This window comes from Cohnella massiliensis (genome assembly GCF_900169535.1).
Taxonomy (GTDB): domain Bacteria; phylum Bacillota; class Bacilli; order Paenibacillales; family Paenibacillaceae; genus Cohnella; species Cohnella algarum.
In genome coordinates this window covers 21222-36775 of the sequence record NZ_LT821253.1, presented here as the reverse complement: position 1 = coordinate 36775, position 15554 = coordinate 21222, and the positions used below count along the sequence as shown (strand labels likewise).

At 56.0% G+C, this 15554-nt stretch carries 16 protein-coding genes and 1 rRNA gene; 15 read left to right on the top strand and 2 right to left on the bottom strand.

Going from position 1 to position 15554, the window contains the following annotated elements; translation table 11 throughout:
- Positions 1–95 precede the first annotated feature (95 nt).
- The 11 genes from B7E11_RS02030 (at position 96) to B7E11_RS29945 (ending at position 10076) form a co-directional block, all read left to right on the top strand.
- Positions 96–1040, top strand: coding sequence for a DNA-directed RNA polymerase subunit alpha (locus B7E11_RS02030; protein WP_080831961.1), 945 nt, complete (start codon positions 96–98; stop codon positions 1038–1040).
- A 24-nt stretch (positions 1041–1064) separates the two neighbouring features.
- On the top strand, positions 1065–1430 hold the full coding sequence (gene rplQ / locus B7E11_RS02025) for a 50S ribosomal protein L17 (protein WP_080831960.1): 366 nt from the start codon (positions 1065–1067) through the stop codon (positions 1428–1430).
- 95 nt (positions 1431–1525) lie between these two features.
- Positions 1526–2320, top strand: coding sequence for a tRNA pseudouridine(38-40) synthase TruA (truA, locus tag B7E11_RS02020; protein WP_080832034.1), 795 nt, complete (start codon positions 1526–1528; stop codon positions 2318–2320).
- A gap of 245 nt (positions 2321–2565) precedes the next feature.
- Positions 2566–3003: a 50S ribosomal protein L13 gene (gene rplM / locus B7E11_RS02015; protein ID WP_080831959.1), complete on the top strand. Its 438-nt coding sequence runs from the start codon at positions 2566–2568 to the stop codon at positions 3001–3003.
- 20 nt (positions 3004–3023) lie between these two features.
- Positions 3024–3416, top strand: coding sequence for a 30S ribosomal protein S9 (gene rpsI, locus B7E11_RS02010; RefSeq protein ID WP_080831958.1), 393 nt, complete (start codon positions 3024–3026; stop codon positions 3414–3416).
- A 175-nt stretch (positions 3417–3591) separates the two neighbouring features.
- Complete coding sequence (locus tag B7E11_RS02005) at positions 3592–4284, top strand: phosphoadenylyl-sulfate reductase (RefSeq protein ID WP_080831957.1); 693 nt, start codon at positions 3592–3594, stop codon at positions 4282–4284.
- 42 nt (positions 4285–4326) lie between these two features.
- Positions 4327–5505, top strand: coding sequence for a sulfate adenylyltransferase (sat, locus tag B7E11_RS02000; RefSeq protein ID WP_080831956.1), 1179 nt, complete (start codon positions 4327–4329; stop codon positions 5503–5505).
- 182 nt (positions 5506–5687) lie between these two features.
- The gene (gene cwlD, locus B7E11_RS01995; protein ID WP_080832033.1) at positions 5688–6383 is read left to right on the top strand and encodes an N-acetylmuramoyl-L-alanine amidase CwlD; all 696 of its coding nucleotides are present in this window, start codon (positions 5688–5690) and stop codon (positions 6381–6383) included.
- Positions 6384–6487: 104 nt separating this feature from the next.
- On the top strand, positions 6488–7834 hold the full coding sequence (locus B7E11_RS01990) for an ISLre2-like element ISTco1 family transposase (RefSeq protein WP_080831955.1): 1347 nt from the start codon (positions 6488–6490) through the stop codon (positions 7832–7834).
- 213 nt (positions 7835–8047) lie between these two features.
- On the top strand, positions 8048–9217 hold the full coding sequence (locus B7E11_RS01985) for a P-loop NTPase (protein ID WP_080831954.1): 1170 nt from the start codon (positions 8048–8050) through the stop codon (positions 9215–9217).
- 484 nt (positions 9218–9701) lie between these two features.
- Positions 9702–10076, top strand: coding sequence for a hypothetical protein (locus B7E11_RS29945; RefSeq protein WP_213084117.1), 375 nt, complete (start codon positions 9702–9704; stop codon positions 10074–10076).
- 92 nt (positions 10077–10168) lie between these two features.
- Here the strand turns inward: B7E11_RS29945 and gerD are convergent, their stop codons facing one another.
- Positions 10169–10879: a spore germination lipoprotein GerD gene (gene gerD, locus B7E11_RS01970; protein WP_176220574.1), complete on the bottom strand. Its 711-nt coding sequence runs from the start codon at positions 10877–10879 to the stop codon at positions 10169–10171.
- A 167-nt stretch (positions 10880–11046) separates the two neighbouring features.
- Here gerD and B7E11_RS01965 point away from each other — a divergent pair, with 167 nt between their 5' ends.
- Complete coding sequence (locus tag B7E11_RS01965; RefSeq protein ID WP_176220573.1) at positions 11047–11661, top strand: KinB-signaling pathway activation protein; 615 nt, start codon at positions 11047–11049, stop codon at positions 11659–11661.
- Here the strand turns inward: B7E11_RS01965 and pdaB are convergent.
- A complete protein-coding gene (gene pdaB, locus B7E11_RS01960) occupies positions 11658–12449 on the bottom strand; it encodes a polysaccharide deacetylase family sporulation protein PdaB (protein ID WP_080831952.1) in 792 nt (263 codons plus the stop codon). The genes B7E11_RS01965 and pdaB overlap by 4 nt on opposite strands.
- Positions 12450–12568: 119 nt before the next feature.
- Between pdaB and B7E11_RS01955 the strand changes: the two genes are divergently transcribed.
- From B7E11_RS01955 to B7E11_RS01945, 3 genes are all read left to right on the top strand, one after another.
- A complete protein-coding gene (locus B7E11_RS01955) occupies positions 12569–13189 on the top strand; it encodes a stage II sporulation protein M (protein ID WP_176220572.1) in 621 nt (206 codons plus the stop codon).
- A 175-nt stretch (positions 13190–13364) separates the two neighbouring features.
- Positions 13365–13604, top strand: coding sequence for a hypothetical protein (locus B7E11_RS01950; protein ID WP_080832032.1), 240 nt, complete (start codon positions 13365–13367; stop codon positions 13602–13604).
- A 375-nt stretch (positions 13605–13979) separates the two neighbouring features.
- Positions 13980–15531: ribosomal RNA gene (locus tag B7E11_RS01945) — 16S ribosomal RNA — on the top strand.
- The last annotated feature ends 23 nt before the right edge of the window (positions 15532–15554 follow it).

The window sequence follows — 15554 nt, the reverse complement described above, 5'->3', positions numbered from 1 at the left end:
TGGTTTGCCCTTCGCAATTCATCGCAAGCTTGATGGGGCAAAACAATCGGCAACGTCAGCGGCGCAGCGCGACGTTTTGAAGGAGGGTTATGGTTGTGATTGTGATCGAAAAGCCGAAAATTGAGTCGGTGGAGATACAGGAAGACAGAAGGTACGGCCGTTTTGTCGTGGAACCGCTGGAACGCGGATACGGCATGACGTTGGGGAACTCCCTCCGCCGCATTCTGCTGTCGTCCTTGCCGGGCGCAGCCGTTATATCGGTTCAGATTGACGGGGTTCTTCACGAGTTCTCCACCGTTCCGGGCGTCATTGAGGATGTAACGGAAATTATCCTCAATCTGAAGCGTCTGTCGCTGAAAATTCATTCGGACGAGGAGAAAGTGCTCGAGATCGATGCGGAAGGCGAAGGCGTTGTGACGGCCGGCGACATCAGGGCGGACAGCGACGTGGAAATCCTGAATCCGGATCTGCATATCGCGACTCTGGCTTCGGGCGCGCGGCTTCATATGCGCATTTTCGCCAAGCAAGGGCGCGGTTATGTCCCGGCGGATCGCAATAAGAAAGAAGATCAGCCGATCGGGGTCATTCCTGTCGATTCGATCTACACGCCGATTACCCGCGTCAATTACAAAGTCGAGAATACCCGCGTCGGCCAGGTGACCAACTACGACAAGCTTACGCTTGAAGTTTGGACGGACGGAAGCATCCGGCCGGAAGAAGCGGTCAGCCTGGGCGCGAAGATCTTGACGGATCACTTGTCGTTGTTCGTCGGCCTGACCGACGAAGCCAAGGACACCGAGACGATGAAGGAGAAGGAAGAAGACAAGAAAGAGAAAGTGCTCGAGATGACGATCGAAGAGCTCGATCTTTCGGTTCGCTCCTACAACTGTCTCAAACGGGCCGGCATCAACACGGTTCAAGAGCTGATCACGAAGTCCGAAGAAGACATGATGAAGGTCCGCAACCTGGGCCGCAAATCTTTGGAGGAAGTGCAAGAGAAGCTCGAAGAGCTGGGCCTCGGCCTTCGCATTGAAGAATAAAGACAGGCAGGGAGGGAAAAACCGATGGCTTATCAAAAACTGAGTCGCGATTCCAGCGCACGGAAGGCTCTCTTCCGCGACCTGGTGACCGACTTGTTCCTTTATGAACGCATCCAAACGACGGAAGCGAAAGCGAAGGAAGTGCGTTCGATCGCGGAGAAGCTGATCACGCTGGCGAAGCGCGGCGATCTGCATGCCCGTCGCCAAGTGGCGGCATTCGTACGCAGGGAGACGCTGGACGGCGACCAAGACGCCATTCAAAAATTGTTCTCCGAACTGGCAACCCGTTACGCGGAACGTCCGGGCGGCTACACTCGCATTCTGAAGTTGGGCCCCCGTCGCGGCGATGCGGCTCCGATGGTTTACCTGGAGCTCGTAGATCGCGCGTAAGTGCGGAACAAGAAAGGATGGACCGAACCCGCGTTCGGATCATCCTTTTTTTGTATGCTTCCCACCCGAAGCTGGAAACGAAGGGGCATTTAACGTTGAGAAACATTTGTTTGCTCGTGAGTTACGACGGTACGGCGTACAACGGCTATCAAAGCCAGCCCGGCGGCAATACGATCCAGGACAAGCTCGAGGAGGCGATCGGTCATTTGACCGGCGAGCGGCTGCGGATTCACGGCTCGGGCCGTACCGACGCGGGCGTTCATGCCCGCGGGCAGGTCGTCAACTTCGCCACCGAATCCCGCATTCCGGTCGAGCGCTGGGCGCTGGCCCTCAATGCCCGCTTGCCGAACGATATCGTCGTGCGCGACGCGATCGAGGTGCCGCTTTCTTTTCACGCCAGGCATGACGCCATCCGCAAGACGTACCGCTATTCGGTGATATGCGAACCGTTTCCCGACGTCTTCTCGCGGCATTTCGCCTTCCACCATTATGCCCCGCTGCGGTTCGACGCGATGCGCGAAGCGCTGCGGCATGTTCTGGGAGAGCACGATTTCCGCTCGTTCGCCAATCCGGGGCAAATCAAGCCGCACTACGTAAGGACGATATACGAAGCGCGGCTTGCGGTGGAGGGCGAAGGCGAGAAGGGCGAAGGCCGGGGCCGGGCGCATCTGTTTTTGACCGGGAACGGATTTTTGTACAACATGGTTCGGATTATCGCGGGAACGCTTCTGCAGGTCGGAGAAGGCAAGCGCCGGCCGGAGGACGTCGCCCGCATCATCGCCGCCAAAGACCGGTCCAAAGCCGGTCCGACGGCTCCTCCATACGGTCTTCGGCTTTGGGAGGTCGAATATGGAGAAGAGTGGGGCGTCAACTGGAATCCGACTCGATAATATGCAATTTTAGCTTGCAAAATCGGGCTTTTTCCTGTATGATGTGAGTTGTGTGTTCTTCAGGCTACCCACGGCCCCGATGGAGAATGCGCGCCCGCAAGACATGCAAGAGTCGTTCCTCCTCTCAGCCCGAAGCGAGAGGCGCCGAACGTCCGCATACGAGAATTACCCGACTGAATAAACGAACAATATGTCTTTTTGACATACAAAACGGAACAGGCCATTTCGATCAAGGAGGATGTTACATGCGCACCACTTTCATGGCGAAGCCGAACGAAGTCGAACGCAAATGGTACGTCATCGACGCCGAAGGCAAAACGCTCGGCCGTCTTGCCAGCGAAGCCGCAGCTCTCATCCGCGGCAAACATAAACCGGAATTCACTCCGCACGTCGACACCGGCGATTTCGTCGTCATCATCAACGCGGAGAAGGTCGTCCTGACCGGCAAGAAGTGGCAACAAAAGAAATACTACACGCACTCGCACTATCCGGGCGGACTGAAAACGACGACCGCAGCCGAGATGAACGCGAAGCGTCCGGACCGCATGATCGAGCTCGCCGTTTTCGGCATGCTGCCGAAAAACAAGCTCGGCCACCAACTGCAAACGAAGCTGAAAGTATACGCAGGCGCGGAACACCCGCACCAAGCTCAACAACCTGAAGTTTACGAACTTCGCGGTTAATCGAAAGGGAGGACCTACCAATGGCTCAAGCGCAATATATTGGAACAGGCCGTCGTAAACATTCGGTTGCGCGCGTTCGTCTCGTGCCGGGTGAAGGCCGCATCATCATCAACAAACGCGATATCAACGAATACTTCGGTCTCGAAACGCTGAAGCTGATCGTCAAGCAGCCTCTTGCTCTGACCGAGACGCTCGGCAAATACGACATTCTCGTGCTGGCGCACGGGGGCGGCATCTCCGGCCAAGCCGGCGCGATCCGTCACGGCATTTCCCGCGCGCTGCTCAAAGCGGATCCGGAACTTCGTTCTTCCTTGAAGAAAGCCGGTTTCCTGACGCGCGACCCGCGGATGAAAGAACGGAAGAAATACGGCCTCAAAGCGGCTCGCCGCGCGCCTCAATTCTCCAAACGTTAAGATGCACCTCGCAGCCTTCTCGCCATACAATGGCGGGGGGGCTGTTTTTTTGCCTATAGACGCGAAGAAAGCTTCCGACGATTTCCGGCAATTTTAACATTGAATAATCCGATGCGATAACGTATAATTTTAATGCCTTATAAATGTACCTACTTGTCAGCAGGGGGTTAAACGGATGAACTTATTGGAAAAGGAAAATCTCATTCGCGAAAAGGCGGAGGAGTTCGAGCACGCGTCGCCCGAAACGGTCATCCGCTGGGCCGTCGAAGCGTTTCCGAATATCACGTTCGCGTGCAGCTTTGGCGCCGAAGACGTCGTTCTGGTCGATATGCTGCAAAAAATCAGCCCGAAAACCGACATTTTTTATCTCGATACGGACTTTCACTTCAAAGAAACCTATGAAACGCGCGACCGCATGGTGGAGAAATACGGGCTGAAGTTCGTGCAGGTCAAGCCCAAGATCACGCCCGAAGAGCAGGCGGCCGAGCATGGCGACGAGCTGTGGAAGCGCGATCCGAACGCCTGCTGCAACATCCGCAAAGTCGAGCCCCTGACCCGCATTTTGGGCCAATACGACGCCTGGATTACCGGCATTCGCCGCGATCAGGCTCCGACCCGCGCCAACGCGAAGAAGGTGGAATACGACACCAAATTCGGCCTCGTCAAGTTCAACCCGCTGGCAGACTGGACGTCGGACGATGTATGGCATTACATTCGCGAGAACGACATTATTTATAATCCGCTCCACGATCAAAATTATCCGAGCATCGGCTGCGAGCATTGCACGCGTCCGGTCATGCCCGGCGAAGATCCGCGCGCGGGACGCTGGTCCGGCACGGACAAGACGGAGTGCGGCCTGCACAAATAATACCCTTCGAAGGGTTTACGACTGGAGAGGAAGAGAAAAAGCATGAGCGCAATTTTACCGCATGGCGGAACGCTCGTGAACCGGCTGCTCGAGGGGGCGGAGCGCGAAGCGCTTCTGTCCGAAGCGGCCGGTCTGACGGCGATTCCGGTAAACAACTGGACGATTTCCGATATGGATTTGATCGGCGTCGGGGCCTTCAGCCCGCTGACCGGTTTTATGAACGAGAACGACTACGACTCGGTCGTCAGCCGCATGCGTCTTGCGAACGGCACGGTATGGAGCATTCCGATTACGCTCGCCGTGACGAAGGATCAGGCGGCCGCTTTGTCCGTCGGACAGAAGGCGTCGCTGGTCGGCGAGAACGACGGCGTCATCTACGGCGTCATCGAGATCGAAAGCATTTACCAGGCGGATAAGCGGCGCGAAGCCGTTCAAGTGTTCAAAACCGACGACCTGGAGCACCCGGGCGTCGCCAAGCTGTTCGACCGCCCGGATACTTACGTCGGCGGCTCGATTCAAGTGCTGAACCGTCCGCAGCCGGAAAAGTTCAACGAATATTATTTCGATCCGGCGGAAACGCGGCGCCTGTTCGCCGAAAAGGGCTGGAGAACGGTCGTCGGCTTCCAAACCCGCAACCCGGTTCACCGCGCCCACGAATACATCCAGAAAGCGGCGATGGAAATCGTCGACGCGCTGTTTCTGAATCCGCTCGTCGGCGAGACGAAATCGGACGACGTTCCGGCCAACGTTCGGATGAAGAGCTATCTGGCGCTGCTGGAAAATTATTATCCGAAGGACCGGGTATTTCTCGGCGTCTTCCCGGCCGCCATGCGGTATGCGGGACCGCGGGAAGCGGTGTTTCATGCGATCGTCCGCAAAAACTACGGCTGCACGCACTTCATCGTCGGCCGGGACCATGCGGGCGTAGGCGACTACTACGGAACCTACGAGGCGCAGGATTTGCTGCGCACGTTCGGCGCCGAAGAGCTCGGCATTACGCCGCTGTTTTTCGAGCACAGCTTTTTTTGCAAAAAGTGCGGCAACATGGCCTCCAGCAAGACGTGCCCTCACGGCAAGGAAGACCATTTGACGCTGTCCGGCACGAAGGTGCGCGCCCTGCTGCGCGACGGCATTTGCCCGCCGCCCGAATTTTCCCGTCCGGAAGTCGCGCAGATTTTGATCGAAGGCATGGCCGAAGCCAGCAAGCAGTACACGATTTAAGCGACGCGCGAATCGGTTGAACGAACTTATAGCGAGAACGAATAAATATCCGCCTTGTCCCATATGATGTAGCGTACATCGGGACGGGGTGGATATTCGTGTTTAAAAAACAATCGTTCAAACGCTTCGGACAATCGAAAAGACGCTACGAGATTTTCATATGGGTCACCCGGCAAGGGCTGATGCGCATGACCGCAATCGTCGGTCTGCTCGCGCTTACCTTCGTCGTTCTGTCGAGCGAGCTGCCGGCCGCGCGCACGTGGTCGTTCTGGTCGCTGCCGCTTTCCGGCAAAGTGATCGCGCTCGACGCCGGACACGGCGGAGCCGACGGCGGGGCGGTCAGCGAGGACGGGACGATCGAGAAGGATATCAATCTGGCGATCGTGCTCTATTTGCGCGACTATTTGCAGCAGGCGGGGGCGCTCGTCGTCCTGACCCGGGAAGGCGATTACGATTTGGCGGGAACCGATGTGAAAGGCTACTCGCGGCGCAAAACGGAGGATCTGCTGCGGCGGGTCAGCACGATTCGGGAGAAAAAGGCGGACTTGGCGGTCAGCATTCATTTGAACAGCATTCCGTCGCCGGCCTGGTCGGGAGCCCAAACGTTTTTCCATCCGTCGCGGCCGGAAAGCGAGCGGCTGGCTGCCGTGCTGCAGAAGGAAATTCGCGAAACGCTCGCCAATACGAACCGAACCGCTTTAAAGAACGAAACGGTGTATTTGCTCAAGGAGCTGGAAATGCCCTCCGCGCTCATCGAGGTCGGATTTTTGTCCAACCCGGGCGAATCGAAGCTGCTTGCGGACGTCGAATACCAGAAAAAGGTGGCGGCCTCGCTCTACCGCGGCATCCTGCGGTACAGCAGCGGCGAGATAGTGTAAAATCTCTGTGGGTGTAGGAATTGGAAAAAGCGGATATAGAAAAAGAGCTTCTCCCTTGGTAAAGTGATGTTTGCGCACAACACACCAAGAAGGAGGAAGCTCCTGTGAGCCACTTTACCACAACAATGCCGACGATGAAAGAGATTGAGCAATGGATTTTCCGGAAAATGCAGGAGGAATTCGCTCGTGCGATGAAGCAGGTACTGGAGGCGCTGGATCAGCAGATCCTGGAGCAACGGGACCGAGAGCGTTATCGAGTAAAGGACGAGCGTGAAACAAGCGTCAACACAGTGTTCGGGAATGTGCGCTTTAAGCGGAGATTGTACTGTGACCGTAGAAGCGGCAAACACGTGTATCTGCTGGATCAGCTGTTGCAATTCGAAGGGCGCGGGAAAGTCAGTCCGCATTTGGAAGAGACAGCAATCGCATTCGCAAGCCAAGGACCGTCGTACCGGGACAGCGCAAAGAGGCTGGAGCAGCTTTTGGGCTACAATGTGCTGAGCCACCAAGCGATCAGGGAAAATCTGATGGAGCGTGCGCAACAGCCGATGCCAGCGGTGAAACGGCGCGCTGCCCGCGTGCTGTTCGTGGAAGTGGATGGGCTGTACACGAAGCTGCAGCGGAGCAAAAAGCGCGGGATGGAGAACGCAATTGCAGTCGTACACGAAGGCTGGGAGAAGAACGGCAAGCGGGTACAGCTGAAGAACAAACAGCATTACCTGCATACGAGCGGCGGCGACTTCTGGGAAGGGTTCGGGGACTTTCTGGTGGAGCGTTACGAAATCGACGAGAACACGTGGCTTGTGGTGAACGGAGACGGCGCGGCGTGGATCGGGGAATGTACATCCTACTTTCACCAATGTCTGTACATGCTGGACCGCTTTCATGTGGCGCGTGATTTGAAACGCTTTGTTGGTCATTTGCCGCAGGTGTGGGAGACCGTGAGACGGTCTTTGGCCAAACAGGATGCAGCCGCGCTTATGGCGGTCCTGGAAGGCGTGTCGGAGCAAGAGATAGCGGAAGAGAACCGGAAGGATTGGAAGCCGTATAAAAGATTTCTAAAGCGGCATGAGAAGCATTTGGACGACTACCGAAAAACACTCCAGGCGAAGGGGATCGACACAAGCGGTATGCGCCCGATGGGAAGCGCGGAATCGCAGATGCGTATATTCGCCAAGCGGACGAAGCGTGGCGGGTACAGTTGGAGTGAGCGAGGCGTCAGGGCGATGCTGAGGACGATGATGAGGATTCAAGAAGCGGGCACGGTGGTAAGAACGGTTGAAGGACAAGCGAGTAAGCAGGCAACGCCGCAGCAGTCGATAAACATGCGGCAATTGCTCAAGAACGTGACGCAACCGGTCAAGGGTTGTATCGCTGGAATGATTCGCATGCTGCAAGGACCGAAGCAAAGCAGCACAACGGGTATGGCACTCAAAGCACTTCGCGGATAACGGCAAAAAATTCTGACAAATCACTTGTGTTTGATGAAAGAACGAAGCAAAGCGCTTACAAGGAAGAGGTTCCTTCGGGGTTCGCGTTCCAGGCATCTTAAATGACTGCCCACGCTAGCTTGACACTGACCAGCGGCGAGACCGGACAGCGCTGACCGGACAGCTGTGCTATAATAGCAGATGAGAAAAGGACGAAGCGGAGGCAAGGAACGGATGATAACGAGAGAAACGGTGCTGGAGCTGGCGCAGGCGGTTGTCGAGCCGACGCTGCGGCGTCCCTTGGTCCAGCTTGGGCTTGTCCGGGACGTCATGGTCAAAGGAGACAACGTGTCGCTGACCGTCGTGCTTCATCCGGACAGCATCGCGCAAGCGAAGCAAGTGGAGGCGGAGCTGGCCGGCTCTTTGCATAAAGCGGCGAAAGGCTCGCTGCACGCGCGATTCCGCGAAATGACCGACCATGAAAAGGCGGAAGCCCTGGCCAAGCTGAATGCGGCCGGGGCAAGCGCGGCACAGACGGCGGACGGAAAGAGCGGTCAGCCGGCTTCCGCGCCCGCCGGGGCCCAAGGAACGCCGGTGAAGGGGCATGGAGCCGGCATGGAGCAGCATCCGCTGCTGCGGCCCGAGAACGGCGTTCAATTCATCGCCGTCGCCAGCGGCAAAGGCGGCGTCGGCAAATCGACCGTCACCGTCAACCTCGCGGTCGCGATGGCGCGGCGCGGCAAGCGCGTCGGCATCATGGACTGCGACATCTACGGCTTCAGCGTGCCCGATATGATGGGGATCGAAGAGCGGCCGGAGGCGGTCGGGGACAAAATCCGTCCGATCGAGCGTTTCGGCGTTAAAGTGATTTCCATGGGCTTTTTCGTGGAGGACAACAGCCCGATCGTTTGGCGCGGGCCGATGCTCGGCCGGATGCTGCGCAACTTTTTTGCCGATATCGAATGGGGCGAGCTCGATTACGTGCTGCTCGATTTGCCTCCGGGCACCGGAGACGTGGCGCTCGACGTCCACCAGATGATTCCGCACAGCAAGGAAATCATCGTGACGACGCCGCATGCCACCGCGGCGTTCGTGGCGGCGCGGGCGGGCGCGATGGCGATCAAAACGAAGCACGAAATTTTGGGCGTCGTCGAAAACATGTCCTGGTACGAAAGCAAAACCGACGGCACCCGCGAATACGTGTTCGGCCGCGGGGGCGGCGGCAAGCTGGCGGAAACGCTCGGCACCGAACTGCTCGCGCAGTTTCCGCTGGGAGCCCCGGACAACCATCCCTCGGAGCCGGATTTTTCTCCTTCCGTCTATAAGGACAATACGCCCGAAGGCCGGGAATATTTGGCTTTGGCGGACAAGATCATCGAGAAAACGGCGCGGGCGGATCGTTGAAGCCGGAATGGCGGTACACGATCCATCCGACCGCTCGAACATAAAAGAACCGCTGACGGGAAGCCTGTCAGCGGTTCTTTTTTTAGTGCGCCACGCATGACGCGCAGCTAGGCGGTGAAAGTCCGCTATGGGGGCTGGCAGTTGCCAACCATTAGCCAAGAGCAAGGGTGTCCATCGCGAGGTGGAATCTGAAGGAAGCTGGAGGCAAAGTCCCGACCCGAGGAACACGAATCGCATCAGGCATCCAAAGTGGGACGAGTCTGCTAAACAAGACAAAATCCAATAAACTACACGGACACGAGGATGTAAATACGGCGGGTACATGGGATGAAAGCGACGCGTCTTACCGTGGGAGGTCTCACGGACGCATGAAGCGGATGAGCGAGATGCGGTTGAAACAAGATTTATCGTGAGAAGTCAGCAGAGACCATATTAGTAACGCGACAAGCGTTATGAAGGGTTGAACCTAAGGAGGTGTTAGTCAATGAAAGTTACCAAAGTCGGGACAAAAGAAAGCAGAATACCTTGCTGTAGCAAGGGCTGCCCGCAAAGAGATAGTGCGGAACACAAAGGGTATGCGGGAGCGCTTACCGACAAGCGGATAACTGAAAACAACAACACCAACACCAACAGCCGAGGGGACAAGCTACTAGAGCAAATCTTGAGCCGGGAGAATCTGAATGCCATGCTGCGTAAACTCGGAAACGACCACAACACCGCCTTCAAGTTCGCGAGTACAAGAAAAGGCTATTGGCGAACAGCCAAAAGCCCAATCCTGCACACGACTGTAACCGACATACTTCTGGAGAAAGCCGGTTACACAACCTTCTCAGCGTATTTCAAGTCTGTTCGAATGTAAACTTAGGAACCGCCGTATACCGAACGGTACGTACGGTGGTGTGGGAGGTCGGCTACTCAACTAATGAGTAGCCTCCTACCCGATTGCTCGGATCATTGGCTTTCCTGTCCGCCGCCTTCGCCGCCGCCTTCGCCACCGCCTTCGCCGCCGCCTTCGCCACCGCCTTCTCCTCCGCCTTCACCGCCGCCCTCGCTTGCGCCTCCGGCGGACTGGTTTTTGTTCGGATTCAGCTCTTCCTTCACGACGCTCTGCAGCATCTTCATGATTTCCAGCTTAAAGACGGGATTTTGGACGGCTTCCTGCACGGCGCTCATCATCTGCTGACGGTATTCCGGCATCTTCATCGACTGCACGAAAACTTTTTGCATTTCCGAGCTTTGAAGGACGTTGATCATTTCTTTTTGATAACTGGGGTCTTTCATCAAATCCTTTTGCAGCTGCTTGTTTTCCTTGCTTACCGCCTTGGCGAATTCCCCGGCGAATTTCGGATCGGTCATCAGCTTCCGCAATACCAGGTCGTACTCGGGAGAAGTAAGGACGTCCTTGACCGCGATTCGTACTTGCTCCTGATCCTGAGGCGTCATGGATTGCATATGAAGGCTGCTCGCTCCGTATTTGGCCGTCGAGGCGTTCGTAATCGCCTCTTGGGCTTCGGCGGATCCGAGAATATCGATGACCATGGACTTGACGTCCTTGTAGGACATTTGTTGGCCGCCGCCGCCGCTCGACTCTTGGCCGCAGGAGGCGAGAAGGATCGCCATGACGGGCACAATCGCCAATCGGGACAGGCGTTTTGGCCGCATTCGCATAAGACGTTCTCCCTTCGCTGGGATAATGGTTGTAGTATGCGACGGGAATCGGCCGAATATAACGGGCATTCATGGCTTTTTGACTTGAACGTGGTAAAATGGAAGGAGGTATGCGCTTTTATGGAATTCGCGATGAAGCAACGACTTGGGAGGAATTGATTTTGAATTTGCGTAAATGGATGTCGCTCTTCGGCATGAGCATTCTGATCGGCTCTGCGGCCGCGGTCGTCGTCGGAGGGGCGCTGCAGCTGATGGATCTGGAATTCCGCGATGTCGGCACGAAGGGCTGGCTGTACAACCTGTTTATGATGGCGATTGCGGGCTTGTCGTTCGGGGCGTTTTCGCATATGGGCTTTTTCGCTTATTTGATGCTGAACTACATTTCGCGAAGCGTGTTCAAGCGCCCTTATTTGTGGGTGGCCGCGCAAGCTTTCATTACGTTGTTCGTGCTGGCCGAAATCGCGTTCTGGACGTATGACAGCGAGTTTCCGGCCGCGACGTTCTGGCTGCTTCCGATTCTGCTTACGGGCGCGGCGGCGGCCGTCGCTTGGCGCAAAGCGCAAGAGACGACCGCCGGGGCGTGGATACCGACGATGTTTTTCATGATCGCGGTAACCGCGGTGGAGGCGCTGCCCAGCTTCCGCTCGGGCAACATCGCATCGCTTGTTTTTTACATGATTCCGCTGTTTGTTTGCAACACGTACCAAATTCTCAAGCTTCACCGGATTTTGGGAGCGCCGGCGCAGGCGGCGAATACGACGACGCAAGCCGGTTAAGGGGAGACAAGCTCGGACCAGGCCGAACGGTCCTCGACCGTCTTGCCCTCCGCTTCGGTTTGGCTGAGCAGCTCGGAGACGGTAACGAATTCGTAGCCCTTTGCCCGGAGCTGATCGATGATGGCCGGCAAAGCTTCATGCGTCTGTTTGCTCGAGTCGCTCGCATGCATCAGAATAATGTCGCCGGGGTGGGCGCCGTCAACGACGCGCCGGACGATGGCGTCGACGCCGGGATTTTTCCAGTCGCGAGAATCCGTGTCCCATTGGATCACTTTGTAGCCTTGTTCTTCGGCGATTTTCAGCACGCGTTTGTCGAAATCGCCGTTCGGAAGGCGGATCAGATTCGGCGCCTTTCCGGTCATCTCCGTTAAAATGCCGTGCGCGACCGTGATTTGCCGGCGAATCTCTTCGTCGGTATATTCGCTGTAATTGTCGTGCTTATGCCCGTGGCTGCCGATTTCGAAGCCGTCGTCGACGATTCGCTTGACCAGTTCCGGATGCGTTTTGCTCCAGGGAGCCGACAGGAAGAAGGTCGAGTGCGTGACGCCTTTTTCTTTCAAAATATCGAGAATCGGTTCCGCCCGCTTGTCGCCCCAGCTGATATCGAAGGTGAGCGCCACGGCCTTCCGTTCGGTCGGAACGTTGTAGATGGCGGCGGGCGTCGGCGGAGCGAATACGCTGATGTTGTCCCTTTCGATCCAGACGATGGCTCCTGACAGCAGAGCGGCGATCAGCAAAAAAAAGAATTTGGTGATGCGCCGTCCGTTAAAAACGAAAAAATGATTCATGGGCTTTCGTTCGGCTCCTTTCCGATTGGGGAATCCGCTCGTCGCTCGTTGCGGCAGCACGGCTTGGTTACTATCAATGTATGCTTGGACATTTATTATATTCACGGGGGGATCGGGATTTGTTTAGCCGCACCGCACTTTTGCAGACGTGGAAAAACTTGCGCCGCTACTTCATATTCGCCGCCATTTTGTTTTTCGCCAGCGTCGTCGTGGGCGGCTCGCAAACTTCGCTGCCGTTTTTGGACGAGCAGATGAAGGCAATCTCGGAAATGGCGAACGAAGCGAGCAGCTCGGACAACCCGCAATGGAGCTTTTTCACCACGATTTTTTTCAATAATGTAAGAAGCGTCGTCCTCGCGATGTATTTCGGGATCGTCCTATGCATGATGCCGGTCTTCACGCTGGTGCTGAACGGCATGCTGCTCGGGTATTTGTTCGGCGGGATTGCGGACCAGGGCTTCAACATTTGGCCGATGATCGCCAAATCGATCCTGCCTCACGGCATCGTCGAATTTCTGGCTTTGTTTCTGGCTTGCGGAATGGGGATATACCTTGGATTTTCGGCGATAAAAAGTTTTTGGGGATCGCTGATCGGCAAGGATAAGCCGTGGAGCGGGTTCGTCTTCGCATTGAAAGGATCCGTCCCGACGCTGATCGCAATCGTGCTGCTGCTTCTTTTGGCGGCGGTCATCGAAAGCACCTTTACCTACTGGCTGACGACGAATTCGGAGCTCGCTTGACGGCGGGCTTTTTTTATTGCGATCCGAACATCTGCGTCTTGCGCGGGAACCGTCGGGGAAAAAAGTTTAGACCTCGTCATAAAGGTGGTAAAAATGGAGCATAACAGTAACACTTATGCCGGGATGCGCGCTTGTCGGGCTCGGACGGCATTTGATCAAGGAGGTTCGATCCCGCATGCTCGGTATGCTGTTCACGGATAAAGAGTGCAAGGAACTCGATTATATGCTGCGCAAAGAATTGGACGAGATGCTGCTTGATCTGAACGATCGCAGATTGGACGGTCCCGTAAAAGAAGCGATCTCCAAACGCTATAAAACGGTTTTCCGGATGTACGCCCGAATCGCGCCCCCGCGCGAGCTGTCTCATTATGCGTTGGGACTGAAGATGAAGCCGAAAGAAAGTAAAAAAGTTTAAGAAGGGGGTTGACTGGGCAGTCGCGGATATGTTAAAGTAACTTTCGCCCCTCGCAAGAGGCGCGCATTTACAAAATCGATCGGCAGCGGCGAATTTGAAAAAAATCAAAAAAACCTCTTGCAATCGAGTATGTAAATGTGATATATTAATCAAGTCGCCGTTACGACAGCGACGCGAAAGCGAAGGCCTTCGGGCTAACGCGATTGCTCCTTGAAAACTGAACATCGAGCGTAATTGGAAACAAGTCGAATGCAGGCTTTGAGCCTGTGCGAGACAAACCAGCAATAACTTTTTGAGCCTAAGGGCTCTTCAATAAAGTAGTTGGACATTTTGACTCTCAGGATTTCCTTCGGAAACCCTGCCGTCAAAAGTCCCTTTATGGAGAGTTTGATCCTGGCTCAGGACGAACGCTGGCGGCGTGCCTAATACATGCAAGTCGAGCGGATCTTTTTAGGTAGCTTGCTACTTAAGAAGGTTAGCGGCGGACGGGTGAGTAACACGTAGGCAACCTGCCCTTTAGCCTGGGATAACATTCGGAAACGAATGCTAAGACCGGATACGCAGCTTGGTCGCATGAGCGAGCTGGGAAAGACGGAGCAATCTGTCGCTAAGGGATGGGCCTGCGGCGCATTAGCTAGTTGGTGGGGTAACGGCTCACCAAGGCGACGATGCGTAGCCGACCTGAGAGGGTGAACGGCCACACTGGGACTGAGACACGGCCCAGACTCCTACGGGAGGCAGCAGTAGGGAATCTTCCACAGTGGGCGAAAGCCTGATGGAGCAACGCCGCGTGAGTGAGGAAGGCCTTCGGGTCGTAAAGCTCTGTTGCCAGGGAAGAATAAGGGCTAGTTAACTGCTAGCTCGATGACGGTACCTGAGAAGAAAGCCCCGGCTAACTACGTGCCAGCAGCCGCGGTAATACGTAGGGGGCAAGCGTTGTCCGGAATTATTGGGCGTAAAGCGCGCGCAGGCGGTTCTTTAAGTCTGGTGTTTAAGTGCGGGGCTCAACCCCGTGACGCACTGGAAACTGGGGGACTTGAGTGCAGAAGAGGAGAGCGGAATTCCACGTGTAGCGGTGAAATGCGTAGAGATGTGGAGGAACACCAGTGGCGAAGGCGGCTCTCTGGACTGTAACTGACGCTGAGGCGCGAAAGCGTGGGGAGCAAACAGGATTAGATACCCTGGTAGTCCACGCCGTAAACGATGAGTGCTAGGTGTTGGGGGGGTCCACCCCTCGGTGCCGAAGTTAACACATTAAGCACTCCGCCTGGGGAGTACGGTCGCAAGACTGAAACTCAAAGGAATTGACGGGGACCCGCACAAGCAGTGGAGTATGTGGTTTAATTCGAAGCAACGCGAAGAACCTTACCAGGTCTTGACATCCCTCTGACCGGTCTAGAGATAGGCCTTTCCTTCGGGACAGAGGAGACAGGTGGTGCATGGTTGTCGTCAGCTCGTGTCGTGAGATGTTGGGTTAAGTCCCGCAACGAGCGCAACCCTTGATCTTAGTTGCCAGCACTTTGGGTGGGCACTCTAAGGTGACTGCCGGTGACAAACCGGAGGAAGGCGGGGATGACGTCAAATCATCATGCCCCTTATGACCTGGGCTACACACGTACTACAATGGCCGGTACAACGGGAAGCGAAAGGGCGACCTGGAGCCAATCCTAAAAAGCCGGTCTCAGTTCGGATTGCAGGCTGCAACTCGCCTGCATGAAGTCGGAATTGCTAGTAATCGCGGATCAGCATGCCGCGGTGAATACGTTCCCGGGTCTTGTACACACCGCCCGTCACACCACGAGAGTTTACAACACCCGAAGCCGGTGGGGTAACCGCAAGGAGCCAGCCGTCGAAGGTGGGGTAGATGATTGGGGTGAAGTCGTAACAAGGTAGCCGTATCGGAAGGTGCGGCTGGATCACCTCCTTTCTAAGGAACCCTTCGGGGGATAA

Excerpts from the sequence above, each read along its gene's own strand:
- rplQ (WP_080831960.1), top strand. The coding sequence starts at position 1,065 with ATGGCTTATCAAAAACTGAGTCGCGATTCCAGCGCACGGAAGGCTCTC.
- rplM (WP_080831959.1), top strand. The coding sequence starts at position 2,566 with ATGCGCACCACTTTCATGGCGAAGCCGAACGAAGTCGAACGCAAATGG.
- rpsI (WP_080831958.1), top strand. The coding sequence starts at position 3,024 with ATGGCTCAAGCGCAATATATTGGAACAGGCCGTCGTAAACATTCGGTT.
- B7E11_RS02005 (WP_080831957.1), top strand. The coding sequence starts at position 3,592 with ATGAACTTATTGGAAAAGGAAAATCTCATTCGCGAAAAGGCGGAGGAG.
- sat (WP_080831956.1), top strand. The coding sequence starts at position 4,327 with ATGAGCGCAATTTTACCGCATGGCGGAACGCTCGTGAACCGGCTGCTC.
- cwlD (WP_080832033.1), top strand. The coding sequence starts at position 5,688 with ATGCGCATGACCGCAATCGTCGGTCTGCTCGCGCTTACCTTCGTCGTT.
- B7E11_RS01985 (WP_080831954.1), top strand. The coding sequence starts at position 8,048 with ATGATAACGAGAGAAACGGTGCTGGAGCTGGCGCAGGCGGTTGTCGAG.
- B7E11_RS29945 (WP_213084117.1), top strand. The coding sequence starts at position 9,702 with ATGAAAGTTACCAAAGTCGGGACAAAAGAAAGCAGAATACCTTGCTGT.
- gerD (WP_176220574.1), bottom strand. The coding sequence starts at position 10,879 with ATGCGGCCAAAACGCCTGTCCCGATTGGCGATTGTGCCCGTCATGGCG.
- pdaB (WP_080831952.1), bottom strand. The coding sequence starts at position 12,449 with ATGAATCATTTTTTCGTTTTTAACGGACGGCGCATCACCAAATTCTTT.
- B7E11_RS01950 (WP_080832032.1), top strand. The coding sequence starts at position 13,365 with ATGCTCGGTATGCTGTTCACGGATAAAGAGTGCAAGGAACTCGATTAT.